At 69.4% G+C, this 17,730-nt stretch carries 9 protein-coding genes and 1 pseudogene; 7 read left to right on the forward strand and 3 right to left on the reverse strand.

Going from position 1 to position 17,730, the window contains the following annotated elements; genetic code table 11:
* Positions 1–336: pseudogene (locus tag Msi02_RS37795) on the reverse strand (hypothetical protein); the annotation flags it as partial.
* A gap of 258 nt (positions 337–594) precedes the next feature.
* Positions 595–1,611: a LacI family DNA-binding transcriptional regulator gene (locus tag Msi02_RS37800; RefSeq protein WP_239109127.1), complete on the reverse strand. Its 1,017-nt coding sequence runs from the start codon at positions 1,609–1,611 to the stop codon at positions 595–597.
* A 211-nt stretch (positions 1,612–1,822) separates the two neighbouring features.
* On the opposite strand from Msi02_RS37800, the gene Msi02_RS37805 reads away from it, so the two are divergent.
* The 6 genes from Msi02_RS37805 (at position 1,823) to Msi02_RS37830 (ending at position 12,106) form a co-directional block, all read left to right on the forward strand.
* Positions 1,823–3,781 carry a glycoside hydrolase family 127 protein gene (locus Msi02_RS37805; RefSeq protein ID WP_204052579.1) on the forward strand — a complete coding sequence of 653 codons (1,959 nt, stop codon included), beginning with the start codon at positions 1,823–1,825 and terminating at the stop codon, positions 3,779–3,781.
* Between the two features lie 136 nt (positions 3,782–3,917).
* Positions 3,918–5,627 (forward strand): carbohydrate-binding protein, encoded by a 1,710-nt coding sequence (locus Msi02_RS37810; RefSeq protein WP_204052580.1) that lies wholly within the window; start codon positions 3,918–3,920, stop codon positions 5,625–5,627.
* A gap of 45 nt (positions 5,628–5,672) precedes the next feature.
* On the forward strand, positions 5,673–6,953 hold the full coding sequence (locus tag Msi02_RS37815; protein WP_204052581.1) for a sugar ABC transporter substrate-binding protein: 1,281 nt from the start codon (positions 5,673–5,675) through the stop codon (positions 6,951–6,953).
* 66 nt (positions 6,954–7,019) lie between these two features.
* The gene (locus Msi02_RS37820; RefSeq protein WP_204052582.1) at positions 7,020–8,000 is read left to right on the forward strand and encodes a carbohydrate ABC transporter permease; all 981 of its coding nucleotides are present in this window, start codon (positions 7,020–7,022) and stop codon (positions 7,998–8,000) included.
* Positions 7,997–8,818, forward strand: coding sequence for a carbohydrate ABC transporter permease (locus Msi02_RS37825; RefSeq protein ID WP_079318423.1), 822 nt, complete (start codon positions 7,997–7,999; stop codon positions 8,816–8,818). Before Msi02_RS37820 ends, Msi02_RS37825 begins: the two co-directional genes overlap by 4 nt.
* A gap of 243 nt (positions 8,819–9,061) precedes the next feature.
* Positions 9,062–12,106, forward strand: coding sequence for a LamG-like jellyroll fold domain-containing protein (locus tag Msi02_RS37830; protein ID WP_204052583.1), 3,045 nt, complete (start codon positions 9,062–9,064; stop codon positions 12,104–12,106).
* Between the two features lie 168 nt (positions 12,107–12,274).
* Here Msi02_RS37830 and Msi02_RS37835 read toward each other — a convergent pair whose 3' ends face one another.
* Complete coding sequence (locus Msi02_RS37835; RefSeq protein ID WP_204052584.1) at positions 12,275–15,091, reverse strand: immunoglobulin-like domain-containing protein; 2,817 nt, start codon at positions 15,089–15,091, stop codon at positions 12,275–12,277.
* 909 nt (positions 15,092–16,000) lie between these two features.
* On the opposite strand from Msi02_RS37835, the gene Msi02_RS37840 reads away from it, so the two are divergent.
* On the forward strand, positions 16,001–17,701 hold the full coding sequence (locus Msi02_RS37840; RefSeq protein WP_204052585.1) for a lectin: 1,701 nt from the start codon (positions 16,001–16,003) through the stop codon (positions 17,699–17,701).
* Positions 17,702–17,730 lie beyond the last annotated feature (29 nt).

The following is a 17,730-nucleotide window of genomic DNA, read 5'->3' on the forward strand; positions in this document are numbered from 1 at the left end:
GGCCCCGGTCGCTCGTCCCTTGTCCGCGCCGTCCCATGCCTCAGGCGCTCGGTCGCTCAGGTCGAACACGCCGTAGCCGCCGTCGGAGCTCGGCTTGCCCTGGTGGTCGTCCCAGCGGGACAGCATGTACGCCACGGCCTTCAGCAGCGGTTCCGGTACGCCCGTCGCCTTGGCCGCCTCGCCGAAGGCCGCCTCGCGGGTGGGCGCCGACAGCGTCGCCGTGCAGGAGACCCGCGGGCCGGCCGTGGAGGTGGAGGCCAGGACGGACGGCGTCGCGGGGAGCAGCGCCGCCGCCGCGGTGACCGCGACGACGATGCCACGATGTGGAGTTCTCAACGTTGTGCGACCCCTTCTCGAATGCCTGTGGGGGATCAGGCCGGGGCAATCACACCTCTGTGTGCGTCCGTACGCCAGAGCGCCACGCAAATCTCGTCGAGATCGTAACTTTTCGCCAGACAGGCCGAGTCAGATGAAAATCCTCGCCCGGAGCGCGCCCCAGCCAGTTTTTGACGTCTGTGATGGGAGCGCTAACATTCGCGCTGGCCACCCCGCCGCGTACGGCGGGGCGGCGCTGCGTCTCCCAAAAAGAGAGTCTTACGGGAGCGGGACCGCGCTCGACTCGCGGACGACGAGGTGGCAGGGCAGGGCGTGCCGGCCGGGTGAGGGGGAGCCGTTGATGGCGGCCAGGAGCATCTCGGCCGCGGAGCGGCCCAGGCCTTCGAGGTTCATGTCGACGCTCGTCAGCGGCGGCTGGCAGCCCTCGGTCATGACGTCCCAGTTGTCGAAGCCGACGAGGGCGACGTCCTGCGGAACCCGGCGGCCGGCGGCGCGCAGCGCGTCGCACACGCCCCGGGCGATCTGGTCGCTGCCGCAGAAGACCGCGTCGAACTCCGCCCGCCCGGCCAGCAGGATGCCGACGGCCTGGCGTCCCCACGCCTCGCTCCAGCCGCCGAACAGCGGCGACGCGGCCGGTTCGAGCCCCTCCTCCGCCAGCCGCTCCAGCGCCGCCGCCGCGCGAACCCGGGCGGAGTTGTGATGCTCGGGGCCCGTGACGTGCGCGATCCGGGTGCGGCCGACGGCCAGCAGGTGCTCGACCGCCTTGCGGGCGCCGCCCGCCTCGTCCGGGACCACCGAGCAGTCGCCGGGGTCGGCCGAGCTGATGAAGGCGTACACCACCGGCACGGGCAGGTCCGCGGCGATGGGCGCGCGTGCCTCGGTCCGCCGGCCGGTCACGATGATCCCGTCGACCCGGCGGCTGAGGAGCGTCCTGACGTAGTACTGCTCGCGGATCGGGTCGTCCCGCCCGTCACAGAGGAAGACCGACATCTCCCCGGCGCCCAGCGCGTCCTCCGCGCCGATCAGGACGGGGATGCTGAACCGGCCGATGGTGTCCGTCGTGATCATCCCGACCGTGTAGGTGCGGCCCGAGTGCAGGCTGCGGGCACCGGCGTTCGCCTCGAAGCTGAGCTGCCGTGCGGCCTCCCGGACGCGCATGCGGGTCTCCTCCCGCAGCGATCCGCGTCCGTTGAGCGCCTTGGAGGCCGTGCCCACCGACACCCCGGCCAGTGCCGCGACGTCGGCGATCGTGGCGTGACGCTCCAGCTTTCCCACGTTTCCTCCACTTTCCGATGGCGTTGCCTGCATTCACTCTATCGCCGGACCGTTGCGGCGCCGGTTCCCTCCGGTAACACCAGTGAAACCTGCTATTGACGACCCAGGACAGCGTTGGTAGCTTTCCGGCAACCGTTTTCCTAATTTTCCTTCTGAAGGACGTCCCGGCGGAATCTCGCACGGTCCCGCGTCACGACACGAGAGATCAGGAATGACCCAGCAGAAGCTGTCAGACACCGTCCCGGCCGCGCCCGGCCTCCAGGAGGCGGCCGGGCCCGTAGTCCCGACCCCGGCGGCCCTGTCCGCGCTGCGGCCGCTCGGCCTCGGCCAGGCCCGGTTAAGGGCGGAGGGCCTGCTCGGGCGGTGGCGGCGGCGCAACGCCGAGGACACGCTGCCGCACTGCGTGGACAACCTCCACACCGCCGGCAACATCGGCAATCTCCGCGCCGCCGCGGGGGAGTCCGAGGACGAGTTCGTCGGCATGTGGTTCGCCGACTCCGACGTCCACAAGACGCTGGAGGCGGCGGCGTGGCAGCTCGCGACCTCGCCCGAGGACGACGGCCTGCGGTCGTTCGTCGACGACACGACCGCGCTGCTCGCCCGCGCCCAGCGGGAGGACGGCTACCTCAACTCCTACTTCACCGTCGTCGCGCCGCAGGAGCGGTGGGCCAAGCCCGACTGGAGCCACGAGCTGTACTGCGCGGGCCACCTCTTCCAGGCGGCGGTGGCCGCGGCCCGCACCGGGGTGAGCCCCGACCTGCTGCCGGTCGCCCGGCGGTTCGCCGACCTGCTGGTCGAACGGTTCGGCCCGGACGGAGTGGAGGAGGTCTGCGGGCACCCCGAGGTCGAGACCGCGCTCGCCGAGCTGTACCGGCTGACCGGCCATCGGCCCTACCTGGACCTCGCCCAGCGCTTCCTCGACCTGCGCGGACGCGGCCTGCTCGGCCACGGCCGGTTCGGCCCCCGCTACTACCAGGACCACCAGCCCGTACGCGAGGTGCGGGAGGTGACCGGGCACGCCGTGCGCCAGTTGTACCTGCTGGCCGGGATGGTGGACGTGGCCGTGGAGACCGGTGACCTGGCGCTGCTCGACGCGGCGGAGCGGCTGTGGGCCGACGCCTTCCGCTCGCGGACCTACGTCACCGGCGCCCACGGCTCGCGCCACCGCGAGGAGGCGTACGGCGACCCGTACGAGCTGCCGTCCGACCGGGCCTACGGCGAGACGTGCGCGGCCATCGCGAGCTTCCAGTGGAACTGGCGGCTGCTGCTGGCGACCGGCCGTGCCCGCTACGCCGACGAGATGGAGCGGGTGCTGTACAACGCGGTCGCCGCCGCCGTGTCGTCCGACGGCAGGCACTTCTTCTACTCCAACCCCCTGCAGCTGCGTACGGGGCACGCCAGCTCGGGCGAGGAGGCGGCGTCGCGCCGGCTGCCCTGGTATTCGTGCGCCTGCTGCCCGCCGAACATCGCCCGGCTCATGGCCTCGCTGCCCGGCTACCTGGCGACGGCCGACGACGGCGGCCTGCAGATCCACCTGTACGGCGACGCCTCCCTCACCGCCCCCGGGGGGCGCCGCGTGGAGATGCGCACGGCCTACCCCTGGCAGGGCCGCATCGAACTGGAGGTCGCCGAAGCCGGCGGGGACGGTCAGGCGTGGACGCTCGCGCTGCGCGTGCCGGCCTGGTGTGACACCTACACGGTGAGCGTCGGCGGCGAACCGGTGCGGGTGCCCGCGCGGGACGGCTACGTGCGGCTCACCCGCGTCTGGACGCCGGGCACGACCGTGGTCCTCGACCTCGACATGCCCGTCCGGCAGGTGACCGCCCATCCGCGGGTCGACGCCGTGCGCGGATGCGTCGCCCTGACGCGCGGCCCGCTCGTGTACTGCCTGGAGCAGGCCGACCTGCCGCCCGGCACGGTCCTGGAAGACGTGCGGCTGGACCCCGGCGCCGAAGCGACGGCGGCCCGCCGGGAGGACCTGCCGGACATCCCGGTCGTGATCACCGCCGGTGGGCTGGTCGCCCACGCCGGCGACTCGCTGTACACCGCCGGAGCCAGGCGGGAGCGGACGGGCACGCCGCTCACGCTCACGGCGGTGCCGTACTTCCTGTGGGGCAACCGGAGCGAGGGCCCGATGCGGGTCTGGATCCCGGTCGCCGCTGCCGGATGACCGCGGCGGGCCGGATCCGTAGAGGTCCGGTCCGCCCGCATGGGGACCGTCCACGGCGTCGCCGGCTCGGGGAGGGACGGTCCCGCTCCACCTCCTGCTCTCCCCCCACCTGAGCACAGAAAGAGCGAGGTAGTTCATGCGCAGACCCCGAGGCACGACCCTGCTGCCCGCGCTGGCCGTGTCACTGACCGCGGCACTCGTCCCGCTGAGCCCCGCCGAGGCGGCGGGCGCCACCCTCACGGTGAACGTCGCCCAGCCCTTCCGGCCCGTCACCCACGTCGCCGCGGGCGGCCTGTACGGCCTGGCGGAAAACGGCCGCCCGGCCGACTCCACGCTGCTGCCGCTGAAGGTCAACTCGCTGACGCAGCCCGCCCCCGGCGTGGGGCAGAAGCCCAACGGCCAGCCCCCGGGAGGCGACTCCCTGCTCGTGGCCCCGCAGGCCACCCGCGTCGGGGCCGGGGAGTTCATCCGGATGCCGGACATCTATCCGAATTTCCCGTACAAGTGGGTGAGCTGGAACGACTGGCTGGCCAAGGTGGACACGATGGTCCGCGCCCGCCTCAACGCGACCACGGTGACCAACGTCATCGGCTGGGAGCTGTGGAACGAGCCCGACGGGACGTGGAACACCTCGGCGGCCGGGTCCTTCAACGACGGCTGGACGCGCACCTACCGGGCCGTGCGGGCACTGGACACCACGACGCCGATCGTCGGCCCGAGCATCTCCTACTACAACCACTCCTGGTTGTCGTCCTTCCTGAGCAGCGCCAAGGCCGCGGGCACGCTGCCCGACGTCATCTGCTGGCACGAGTTGGGCGGCGACCCCAGCGGCATCGCCGCGCACATCGCCGACTACCGCGCCCTGGAAAGCTCGCTCGGCATCAGCCCCCGGCGCATCGCCATCAACGAGTACGCCGCGACGAGCGAGGTGGACGTCCCCGGCCGGATCGCCAGCTACGTGGCCAAGTTCGAGCGCGGCGGCGTCGAGATGGCGCACCGGGCGTTCTGGTACGAATACGGCACCATGAACGGGCTTGTCGTCAACAACAGCCAGCCCACCGGCACCTGGTGGCTGTACAAGTGGTACGGCGACATGGCCGGCCGCATGGTCACCACCACCCCGGCCACCCAGACCGGGCTGGACGGCTTCGCCTCCTACGACTCCACGCGCAAGATCGTCAACGTGGTCTTCGGCAACGAGTCGGGCACCAACACGGTCCGCGTCACGGGCATCGGCGCGCTGGGCTCCTCGGTCCGGGTGACCCTGCAGTCGACCCCCGCGAACGGCCGCTTCACCGCCGTGACCGCGCCCACGACCATCTCGACGAGCACGTACGCCGTGAGCAACGGGGAGATCAGCGTCTCGGTGCCGAACATGTCGGCCACCAGCGCGTACAACCTGGTGATCCAGCCGGTGAGCGGCGTGCCGTCCTACCAGCAGCGTTACGAGGCGGAGAACGCGTCCGTCTTCCGCGCCCAGCGGCTGACGAGCTCCAGCGCGTCCGAGGGCGGCTACGTCGGGCGCATCGACAACAACACGAGCACGCACAGCACGGACAGCTACGTCGACTTCGTCGTGAACGTGCCCACGGCCCGGACGTACACGATGACCATCGGCTACGCCAACGCCACCGGGGCGACCGCCACGCAGGGGCTGGCGTACAACGGCGGCGCCTGGACGACCGTCAGCTATCCGCCCACGGCCGCTTGGGGCCAGTTCGGCGCCACGGTCAGCACGAGCGTCAACCTGCAGGCGGGCTACAACGTGATCCGCCTGGCCAAGGGGTCCCCCAACTTCGCCGGCGGCACCGGCTACGCCGAGCTGGACTACATCCAGCTCACCTGAGCCGCGCCGGTCCACCGAGCAGGGTCACTGAAAGGAAACAACGACATGGATAGCCTCGACAGGGGCCGGCGCGCCGCCGGTCTGGGCCTGGCGGCTCTCGCCATCGCGGGCGGCCTCACCGCGTGTTCCGGGTCGTCCGGCGGCGACGGCGGTGCCGCGTCGGCGGGCGCGGGCCAGGCCGCCGGGGGCGGGACCTACACGATCTGGGATCCCTACCCGCAGTTCGACGACTCCTCCGACTGGGTGAAGCTGCTCACGCAGTGCGGGACGCAGGCCGGGGTGACCGTCAAGCGGACCGGCTACGACACCACAGACCTCACCAACAAGGCGCTGCTGGCGGCGCAGCAGGGCAACTCGCCGGACGTGCTGATCGTGGACAACCCGGTGGTCTCGACGCTGGCCGAGGCGGGGGTGCTGACCTCGACCGACGAGACGAAGATCGACACCTCGGCCGTCTCGCCGAACCTGCTCGCGGCGGGTCAGCTCGGCGGCAAGACGTACGGCATCCCGATCGGGGCCAACACCCTCGCCCTGTACTACAACAAGGAGGTGCTGAAGAAGGCCGGAGTCGACGCGGACGGCATCAAGGACTGGGCGTCGCTGACCGCGGCGCTGGAGAAGGTGAAGGCCGCGGGCAAGAAGGGCATCACCTTCTCCGCCATCGGCACCGAGGAGGGCAGCTTCCAGTTCCTGCCCTGGTTCTGGGGCTCCGGCGCGAACCTCACGAAGCTCGACTCCCCGCAGGGCGTGGCGGCGCTGTCGCTCTGGACCGACTGGGTGAAGAAGGGCTACGCCCCGACCTCGGTCATCAACAACACCCAGACCACGAGCTGGCAGGAGTTCGCGACCGGTGACTTCGCCTTCGGCGAGAACGGCACCTGGCAGCTCGCCAACGCCAAGAAGACCGGCTTCGACTACGGCATCATCCCGATCCCCGGCAAGGACGGCGGCACCGCCCCCGCCCCGACCGGCGGCGAGTTCGTCACCATTCCCGTGCAGAAGGACGCCGCCCGCTACGTCGCCACGCAGAAGCTGGTGACGTGCCTGGCCAGCACCGGCAACTCCCTCACCACCGACACCACGCTGTCGTACATCGCGCCGACCGAGGAGGTGCAGACCAAGCAGGTCGAGCAGAACGCCGAGCTGAAGGTCTGGGTGGAGGCGGTCAAGGCGGCCAAGGGCCGCACCAGCGACAACCTCGGCACGAAATACCCGAAGATCTCCGAGCCCATGTGGAAGGCGATGCAGGCCGCGCTGAGCGGGTCGCAGCCGCCGCAGGAGGCGCTGACGGCCGCCCAGGCGACGGCGGCGAGCGCCGTCCAGTAGCGTCGCGCGGGCCCGGGATATCGTCTCCGGGCCCGCATCCGGTTGTCCGACGGGTCGAAGGAAAGCATGAAACACGCAACACAGACGCCGGCCCCGCCGACGGGGGAGCGCCGGCGCGAACAGGCCCCGGTGCCACGGGCCGCGGGCCGCCGCGCACCCGCACGGCGATCGGGACAGTGGGCGGCATGGGCGTTCCTCGTGCCGGTGGTGGTCTACCTGCTCGCGTTCTACGTCTATCCGCTGTACCGGAACGTCGACCTCAGCCTGCGGAACTACACGGTGCGGTCGTTCGTGCAGGGGGACGCGCCGTTCACGGGGTTCGCCAACTACGCGAAGGTGTTCGCGGACGCCACGTTCGGGCCGGCGCTGTGGCACACCATCGTGTTCACGGTGGTGTCGCTGGCCTTCCAGTTCTCCATCGGGCTCGCGCTCGCGGTGTTCTTCAGCCGGAACTTCCGGCTGTCGACGACGTTGCGCGCGCTGTTCCTGGTGCCGTGGCTGCTGCCGCTGATCGTGTCGTCCTCGACGTGGTCGTGGATGCTCAACAGCGAGTCGGGCGTGGTCAACGCGGTGCTCGCGGCGCTGGGGATCGACCCGGTCAACTGGCTGACGTCCCCGGACTGGTCGCTGTGGTCGGTGACCATCGCCAACATCTGGATCGGGATCCCGTTCAACCTGGTCGTGCTCTACAGCGGCCTGCAGGCGATCCCGTCCCACATCCACGAGGCGGCGGCCCTGGACGGCGCGAGCGGCTGGCAGCGGTTCTGGCGGGTGACGTTCCCGCTGCTGCGGCCGGTATCGGCGATCACGCTGCTGCTCGGGCTGGTCTACACGCTGAAGGTGTTCGACATCATCTGGATCATGACGAAGGGCGGGCCGAGCGACGCGTCCACGACGCTGGCCACGTGGTCGTACCGGCTGGGCTTCGGCAACCTGCTGCCCTCCTTCGGGCCCGGCGCGGCGGTGGGCAACCTGCTGATCGTGATCGCGCTGGTCTTCGGACTCGTCTACATCCGCGCACAGCGAAGGCAGGGGGCGGCGGCATGAGGGCGACCCGGCGCACCTGGTGGCGGACCGGCCTTGGCGTGGTCTTCACCGCGTTCATGCTGTTCCCCGTCTACTGGATGATCAACGTCTCGTTCACCCGCGACCAGGACATGCGCAAGTCGCCGCCGTACTGGTTCCCGGTGCACGGGACGCTGGAGGGCTACCGCGCGGTGCTGGAGCAGCAGGGGCCCTACCTCGCCACCAGCCTCGTGGTGGGGCTGGGCACCGTGGCCCTCACGCTGGTGATCGCGGCGCCCGCGGCGTACTCGCTGGCCAAGCTGCGCCCGCGCGGCGGCGGCGTGCTGAGCTTCGTACTGCTGATCGCCCAGATGATCCCCGGCGTGATCATGGCGATGGGCTTCTACGCGATCTACCTCAGCACCGGTGTGCTGAACACCGTGCCGGGGCTGATCGTGGCCGACTCCACGCTGGCGGTGCCGTTCGCGGTGCTGATCTTCACCGCGTTCATGTCCGGCATCCCCGAGGAACTGATGCAGGCGGCCCGGGTGGACGGCGCGGGCGCGGTGCGCACATTCTGGTCGGTCGTGCTGCCGGTCAGCCGCAACTCGGTCATCACCGTGTCGCTGTTCGCCTTCCTGTGGGCGTGGTCGGACTTCGTCTTCGCCAGCACGCTCGACCAGGGCGGCGGCCGCCAGCCGATCACGCTCGGCATCTACCACTACATCGGCAACAACAACCAGCAGTGGAACGCCATCATGGCGACCGCGGTCGTCGCCTCGATCCCGGCGACCGTGCTGCTCGTCATCGCCCAGCGCTACGTCGCCGCCGGGGTCACCGCCGGCGCCGTCAAGGACTAGACAGGGGCGACGGATCGTCCGTCGCCCCTGTCGGCACCACGCGTCAGGGCACTCCAGGGCGGCCCGCCGCCGTCCTCGCCCTTTCGAAGGAAGCGCCCACATCGGCAGAGGACGCCACCACCCCCGGACGCGCTCCTATGTTAACGCTAACACAGCGCATCGGCACGGACCGGGACCCCTTCGAGACGACGCACAACCAAATGTGAGCGTCCCCTCGTTCACGAACTCAAAGGAGCACCACGCATGTCTCGAACGGCATCGCCTCCGGGGAGGGCATCGGCCTCGCGCCTCGGCCTGCGCCGGTATCAGGGCGCATCCCACCACGCGGCGGTCCTGGCGGTGGCCGCGCTCACGATCGCGGCCACGGGAGCGGCCCTGTCCGCCTCGCCCGCGTCCGCCGCGGCGGCCCCCGCGGCCACGCTCGTGGTGAAAGCCGACCAGCCCTTCCGCCCGGTCACGCATGTCGCGACGGGGTCCCTGTACGGCCTCGCCGACGACGCGACGCCCTCCGACGCCCTGGTCAAGGCCATCAAGCCGAACACGTTCGTCCAGATGGCCGTGGGCGGCAAGCAGCAGGCGAAGGGCGACGTGCTGGTGGTCGCCGACAAGGCGGCCAGAGCGGGCGCGAAGGTCGTGAACCGCCTGTCGGACTACTACGCCGGCTGGCCGTACAAGTTCAGCTGGGACACCTGGCCGGGCGTGGTGGAGCAGCAGGTCAAGGCCGTCCAGGCGTCCGGCGCGACGAACATGGCGGCGTACGCGCTGTGGAACGAGTCGGACAACACCTGGCTCTCGTCCAACGGCACCTACGAGGACTTCTGGACGAAGACCTTCCGTCAGGTGCGATCGCTCGACCCGACCACGCCGATCCAGGGCCCGAGCTTCTCCGACAACATCACCGACATGGAGAAGTTCCTGAAGAACGCGGTCGAGACCGACACGGTCCCCGACATCATCGCCTGGCACGAACTGATCAACTCGGGCAAGATCGTGAGTGACCTCGCCAAGGTCAACGCCATCATGAAGGACCTCGGCATCAGCCCCCGCCCGATCTCGATCGAGGAGTACGCGGCGCCCTCCGAGGTCGGCATCCCCGGCTCCCTGGTGGGGTACATCGCGAAGTTCGAGCGATACGGCATCCACGACGCCGAGCTCGCGTTCTGGAACGGCTATGGCGCGCTCGGCGACCTGCTGACCGGCACCGGCGGAAGCCCGAACGGCGCCTACTGGCTCTACAAGTGGTACGCCGACATGAGCGGGGACATGGTCGTGACCACCCCGCCCAACGCCACCACCGGCCTCGACGGCGCCGCCGCCGTGCCCACCGACAAGAAGCAGGTCAGCGTGGTCTTCGGCGGCGGCAGCGGCGCCACCGCCGTCAAGGTCGACGGACTGGACAAGCTCGACCTGGGCGGCACCGTCCACGCGAAGCTCGAGTACACCCCGTCGTACGGGCGCACCAACCCCGTCGCCGGCCCGATCACCATCTCCGACACCGTCTACCAGGTGACCGAGGGCTCCATCACCGTGCCGGTGGCGATGAGCTCCGCCGACGCCTACCACCTGGTGATCAGCGGCGCCGGTACGGCGACCGGCCTCGAGAACACGTATCGGATCACCAATCTCAACAGCGGGCTCGCGCTCGACACCCACGATGCGGGGACGTCGGCCGGGACCCTCGTGAACCAGGCCACCGCCGCGGGCGGCGCCACACAGAAATGGAAGCTGGTCTCCACCGGCTCCGGCCTGTACAAGGTGGTCAACGCGGCCAGCGGATTGGTGCTCGGGGTGAAGGACGCCTCGTCAGGCAACGGTGCGTCCGCTGTCGTGGAGACCGACACCGGCGGCAACGCCCAGCTCTGGCAGGTCGTCCCCGACGGGAAGGGCCACAACCAGCTCGTGAACTACGACACCGGTCTCGTGCTCGCCGTCGACGGCATGAGCAAGGACCCGGGCGCCCAGGTCGTGCAGTGGAGTGACACCACCGTCACGTCCTCCGGTATCGGCGGCACCCGGGTGACCGGCAAACTCGGCAAGGCCGTCGCGCTGTCCGGAGCCAACCAGTACGTGAACGTCCCGCGAGGCGCGGTGAGCGGCGTCACGGGCGACTTCACGGTCTCGACGTGGGTCAACCCGGCCAAGAACACGACGTGGTCGCGGGTGTTCGACTTCGGCACCGGCGCGTCGAACTACATGTTCCTGACGCTCAACAAGAACACCGGGCTCCGCTTCGCCATCACGACCAGCGGCGCCGGCGGGGAGCAGCAGATCAGCTCCACCACGACGCTCCCGCTCAACACCTGGTCGCTGGTGACGGTGACCGTGTCCGGCACCACCGGCACCCTCTACGTCAACGGCCAGGTCGCGGGCACCAACACCAACCTGACCCTGCATCCGTCCAGCCTCGGCAGCACCACCCAGAACTGGATCGGCCGCTCGCAGTACTCGGGGGACCCGTACCTGGCCGCCGCGGTCGACGACTTCAACGTCTACAGCCGCGCGCTGACCGCGTCCGAGGTGTCCGCCCTCGCGACCGGGCAGGCCGGCGCGGGCGACGTCCTGCGCTACACGTTCGACGAGACCGGAGGCACGGCCGTCGCGGACTCGTCGGGCAACGGGCGCAACGCGACCCTCGTCGCCAGCCCGGCACCCGCGACAGGCGAGGCCGCCGTCCCCGACCATTTCTGGGCCCTCGAGCCCTACCCGACGATCAAGGGCGTCTCGGTGGCCGACGGCGCCACCGTCTCCGGCACCCCGACCTTCACCGTCGACCTCGGCGGCACGGCGTCCGACGTGTCCTACACCTACATCGAACTCAACCGCGGCGGCGTCTGGCTGACCGACAACACCAAGGCGCCCGGCAGCCACAACGACGGGCTTCACCCCAACCTCGTCGTCGACACCACCGCCTATCCGAACGGCACCTACCAGCTCAAGATCGACGCGGTCGGCGCGAACGGGCTGACCACCGAGCAGACCGTCTCCATCGTCATCGACAACCCCCCGGCCTGGGCCGCCGCCACGGTCTACGACACCGGTGACCAGGTGTCCTACCACGGATCCGTCTGGCGCGCCTCGTGGTGGACGAAGAACCAGACCCCCGGCGATCCGTACGGGCCCTGGCAGCAGATCGTGACCACGGCGGACGGCACCGCCGTGTGGACCCCGTCACGGATCTTCGTCGCCGGCGACCGGGCGGAATACCAGGGCGTCGTCTACCAGGCGAAGTGGTGGACCCGTAACCAGACACCAGGCGACCCGAACGGCCCCTGGAAGCGCGTCGGATAAGGCCGACAGGCCGACGTCGCGGGCCGGGCGTCCTCCGGGCGCCCGGCCCCGGCGTGCTTTGGTCCCGACGCTCCCGCCGGGCGCCGTCGAGGCGCTGAGCTCGCCGGCCCTCCCAGGCCGCTCGTGGCGGGCCGGCGAGGATGAGCTCGCCGGTCCGCCACCTGCCGGCTACCGCACCGTCAACTTCTGGTAGTCGGCGGCGTAGGGCTGGTAGGTCGGGTTGCCGGAGTATGCGACGTGGACCGTGTACGCCCCGCGCTGCAGATCGGCAGTCTGCAGTGTGACGACGGCCTCGCCGTCCGCCAGTGACACGACCTGCACGGTGCCGCCGAAGGTGACGGTGACCTCGCCGGTCGGAGTCGGAGCGTTCTTCTTCTGCCCGCCCGCCGGCCCGACGGTCACGTGCAGCTTGAACGTGTCCCCGCGGACGACCGACGCCGGCGCGGTCTTCGCATGGACCTTGACGGCGTCCGGGCCGGAGGGCACCTCGAATGACGCCGCACCTTCCGACGCCTTCAGGTAGTCGAAGCCGAGGTACTCGGCCTTGACCGTCCGGGTACCCGCAGGCAGAGCCGCCGGCAGCGTGACCGTGGCCGCGCCGTCCTTCAGGTACGCGAGCTTCGACCACGAGCCGATGCTGAACCGCACCTGACCGCCGGTCTCGAACCCGTCGGCTGCCTTGACCGTGGCGGTGACCGTAGTCGTCTGGGCCTCGCTCGCGTACGGCTCGACAGCCACCTCAGTGGTGGTCGTGACGTCGCTGTTCGGGATCCGGCGGATGTCGTTCCACTCGCGGAGGGTGATCGGGATCACGGTGCCGTGACGCGGACGGGCGACGCCCGCGTTGGTCATCGTGATCGCCTTGGCGTTCCAGGTCGGAGCCTCGATGTTGTCGTGGCACGCGGCCTGGTATCCACCACCGTTCGTGTATCGGTCACCCCAGAGGTAGAACTGGCCGGGGCAGGAGGTGTCACCAGGGTTGGCCTTGAAGATGATCGGCCCCTCGTACCCCTGGTTGGCGACCCACGTCGTGCGCCCCAGAGCCGGAGCGACCAACGTCCAGTTGTCGATGTTGCTGTCCAGGAAGTCGGTGTGCTTCTCCGAGAAGATGTCCGAGCCCTGGTTGCCGGCCTCGTTCTTGGTCACGCGGTAGTAGTAGTCGCCGACCCGGATCGCGGTCGTGTCGATCCGCGACAGAGGGGCCGGGTTCTGCCAGACCTTGGGACCGGAGAACGTCTGGAAGTCGCGCGTCGTGGTGTACCACATCTGCGCGTTTCCTTGACCGGTGCGGTTCACGGGGTCGTTCCACAGCGACTGTGCCCAGAACACGGCGTAGGCGCCGATCTCCTTGACCCACAGCGACTCGGGTGCGAAGGCGTTGCCCGCGTTGTCGGGCGCGACCTTCACGTGCCGCTGAGGAGTCCAGTGCACGAGGTCGTGCGACTCGAACACCTCGATGTACTGGGTGTCGTTGATGGCGTATCCGCCCTGGTCGTACCAGTTCAGGTCGGTGGCGATCATGTAGAACGTGTCGCCGTCGGGTGAGCGGACGATGTGCGGGTCACGAAGGCCCTGGTCGCCCAGCTGGGAGATGAGCGACGGCCGGCCTCCGGTCAGACCGGTCCAGTCCAGAGCGGTGTTTCCGTTGGACGTCGCGAACATGATCTGCTCGCCGTCGGCGATCCCCTCGCCCTTGAAGTACCCCATGAAGTACCGCTCGTACTCCTCGGAACGGGGCATGGCGGTGATGGTCACCGGGAACGACTTCGTCTTCGAGGCCGAACCCTTGGTGACGGTCGCCGTCAGGACGGCGTCGACGTCCGCACGGCCGAAGGGCGGGCGGCTCACCTTACCCGTCGGGGTGACGAGGTCGGTGGTCGACTTCCAGGTGATCGTGGATCCGAACTCGCCGGTGGCAGGGAGGTTGATGTTTCCGCGCACGTGGTCGGTGGCGTGCAGGGTCAGGTCGGACGTGTCACGGTCGACCGCCTGCGCGTTGCCGAACTCGGCCTTCACCACGATGGGGATCTCCCGTGTGGTGACCTCTTGGGCGCCCTTGCGGACAGTCGCCGTGAGCGTGGCTGTCGCGTCGGGCTGCCCCTGCGCGGGTCGGGTGATCTTGCCGGTCACCGGGACCTTGCGTGCGCTGGGGAGGGTCGGCGGGGTGTAGACCTGGACGACTGACGGGTCCGAACTCGTCCACGTGATGGTCGAGCCCGCCACGGAGCCCACCTTGGGCAGAACGATGTCGCGTACGATCGCATTGGTCAGGCCGAGGTCGATGGCGTCGGCGTCGGCGTGAACGCCATTGGAGACGGTCCTTGCCGCCAGGGCGAGTGTCTCGTCGGGGCTCACTGCCCGGTCGTAGACCCGGAAGTCCCGGATCGTTCCGCGGAACGAGTAGTGGCCCGACGTCTGCGAGCGAGCGAGAAAGTTGCAGTTGGTCCCCGCAGCGTTCACCGACGGCGGCGTGGTCAGGTTCGTTGACGTCGCGTGCAGCACGCCGTCGAGGTAAAGCCTGCCGGTCCAGCTCGTCCCGTTCGCGTTCAGTGACTGGGTGTAGGTGACGTGCGTCCATGCTCCCTCGGGCATGCGGACCCGGTTCTGTTGGAGGTTCGCCGAACCCACCGCGATGCGGAACCGCTGGGTGTTCGACGCGAAGATGGAGCCCTGGGCGCCGGTGTCGGCGTCGCACGAGCCGGACTTCGCGCCGAAGCTCCACATCTGGTGCTCGCCGACGTTCGCCGGGTCGATCCACACGTCATAGTCGACCGTGAGGTTCGACATGCCGGTGGTGATGTTTTTCGGCAGCGCCACGTACGCACCGTCGAGGGCGCTCTCGTAGGAGCCGGGGTTGAACCTGACTCCATCGCCGGTCAAGGTCGCCTTCTCCGGATGCACGAGCGTGGCGTTCGCCGCCGAGCCCGCACTACCCGAGTTGACCAGCGTCGTCCCACTGGTCTCGTCGAGGGCGAAGTGGTGCACCAGGCCCTCGTTCAGCTTGTCCTCGGCAGCGTGCGAGGGCGTCGCTGCGAGCGAGACCGAGAGAAGCGCACCCAGTACCAGGCCCGCGACACCTCTACCCTTGCGACTCAGCCTGTGACGTGACCTTGGCTGTCGCACTCTCAATCGATCCTCCTCGATCCGGTCGCTGACACGTGGGGCACGACGCCGTTCCGGGCGGGGCTCCGAGGGGACGAGGGCAGCACAGACAAAGGTTCACCTCGCTGTGAGATGTGGGGGGCGGTGTGAGCTGGGGGGATGGGGCTATATGTCGCAGGTGTCCGGGTCTTGAATGCAGACCCTAACCTCCAGCGCCAGCGAAAGATAGCGTTAACAGAAGCGAGCTTTGTGCGTGAACCGATGAAAGCAACGCAAGACGTGGATAAAGGTCTCATCCTTGTCAGAACATGAAGAACTTCGCCGAGCACTGGCGGCGGGTTCACTGAACGTGACCGAAGGCCTCTATGCCGCCTACGACAAACAACGGAACCAGGGCCGTTCAGCCCAGGAACGTGGCCAGGTGTGGGTCGCGCAGCGGGGCGTCGGTGGGCGACGGGAGGTTCTGGGATAGCCCGCATGAGATACGGACTGGGGGAGTGTTACCGCTATCACCTCTAGTCGTCAAGGAGCATGCCGGGCGGGCGTGAATCTTTCACGTCCGCCCGGCCTTTCTTCCTGCCTGGGAACAGGCGCTGACCAGCGATCGGACCGATAAGACGACTTCCCTTCGTTCGGCCGATCCGCGACCACCGCTTGACATCGTCGGCGGCAGGTTCTAGATCCTCATGTTACCGATAACTCACATCGTCGCGGATCCCGCGACCCCCCTACCGGCGGGAGTGCCGCTTCCGCACACTCCGGCCCTACCACCCCCCGACGAGGAGAAGAACGATGCACGACTTACCCGTTCGCCCGGCGGCCGGGCGGCGGCGTTCGCCGGGCGCCGTCGCCCTGGGCCTGTTCACGGCGCTCGCCACCCTGGCGGCCACCGCGCTCACCTGGACGGCGCCGGCCTCCGCGGCCCCCGCGCCGCTGGTGGGCACCGCCTCCGGCCGCTGCCTGGACGTGAAGGGCAACGTCGACACGCTCGGCACCACCCTGGACATCTGGGACTGCAACGGCCAGGCCAACCAGGGCTTCGAGTTCACCTCGGCCGGCGAACTGCGCACCCTGAACGGCACCCGCTGCGTGGACGCGTACAACAACCAGACCTCGCCCGGCACCCAGGTGATCATCTGGTCCTGCAACGGACAGGCCAACCAGAAGTGGCGGCAGAACTCCGACGGGTCGATCACGGGGACGCAGTCGGGCCTGTGCCTCGATGTGGACCATGCCGGCACCGCCAACGGCACCGCCGTCATCCTGTGGACGTGCAACGGGCAGAGCAACCAGAAGTGGAGCACCACGACCGGCGGCGGCAGCGCCCTCGTGGTCGACGCGAGCAGCGTCGTGCGGCCGGTCACCCGCGTCGGGTCGGGAACGCTGTACGGCCTGTCCGACGCGAACACCCCGCCGGTGTCGGTCATGCAGCCGCTGAAGCTGCACCAGCTCCGGCAGCCGCCGCCGCTGCACGAGCACCGGCCGAACGGCTCCCCGGTCCCGATCGGCGACACGCTGAACATCTGGCGCAACGCCGCCGCCATCGGCGCCGTGATCACCGTCGACATGGCCGACAGCTTCGACGGCTTCCCCTACAACTGGACCAACTGGAACGACTGGTACAGCCGGATCGACAAGATGATCGCGGCGGCCAAGTCGGCGGGCGTCAGCAACATCGACGCCTGGGAGCCGTGGAACGAACCGGACTGGACCTGGCCGTCGGCGTCGGGCGTCTCCTTCAACGACGGGTGGGTGCGCACCTACCAGCGGATCCGGCAGAGCGAGCCGAACAAGGCCATCATGGGGCCGAGCTACTCGTACTGGAACGTGAACGCGATGCGGTCCTTCCTGACCAACGCCAAGGCGACGAACACGCTGCCGCAGGTCGTGTCGTGGCACGAGCTGAGCGGATGGCAGCAGGTCACCGCCAACGTCCGGGCCTACCGGGCGCTGGAGCGCGAGCTGGGCATCTCGCCGCGGCCCATCTCCATCAACGAGTACGCCACGACCGGCGAGATCGACGTGCCGAGCAGCGTCAACCACTACGTCGCGCAGTTCGAGCGCGAGGGCGTGCGCGACGCCGAGCGGGCGTTCTGGTACGAGGCCGGCACGCTCAACGGCCTGCTGTACAACGGCCAGCCGACGGCGTCGTACTGGATGTACAAGTGGTACGCCGACCAGACCGGCAACGTCGTCAAGGTCACCCCGACCACGTACAACGACGGCGTGGCCGCCTACGACGGCAGGACGTTCAGCCTGGTCTTCGGCGGCCAGGCCGGCAACAACACGATCCGCGTCGACGGAATCGGCGGGCTGGGCTCCTCGGTCACGGCGACCCTCGAGTACGTCCCGGGCTCGGGACGCAAGACGAACGTGCAGGCCGCGACCCGGGTGTGGTCGAACGCCTACACCGTCACCAACGGCAGCGTCACGATCCCGATCGCCAACCAGGACGCCAACGGCGCCTACCGCCTGGTCCTGACGGCGGGATGACATGAATGAAGGAGGCCCGCCGGCGCCCG

It is taken from the genome of Microbispora siamensis (genome assembly GCF_016863095.1).
In the GTDB taxonomy this organism is placed as follows: domain Bacteria; phylum Actinomycetota; class Actinomycetes; order Streptosporangiales; family Streptosporangiaceae; genus Microbispora; species Microbispora siamensis.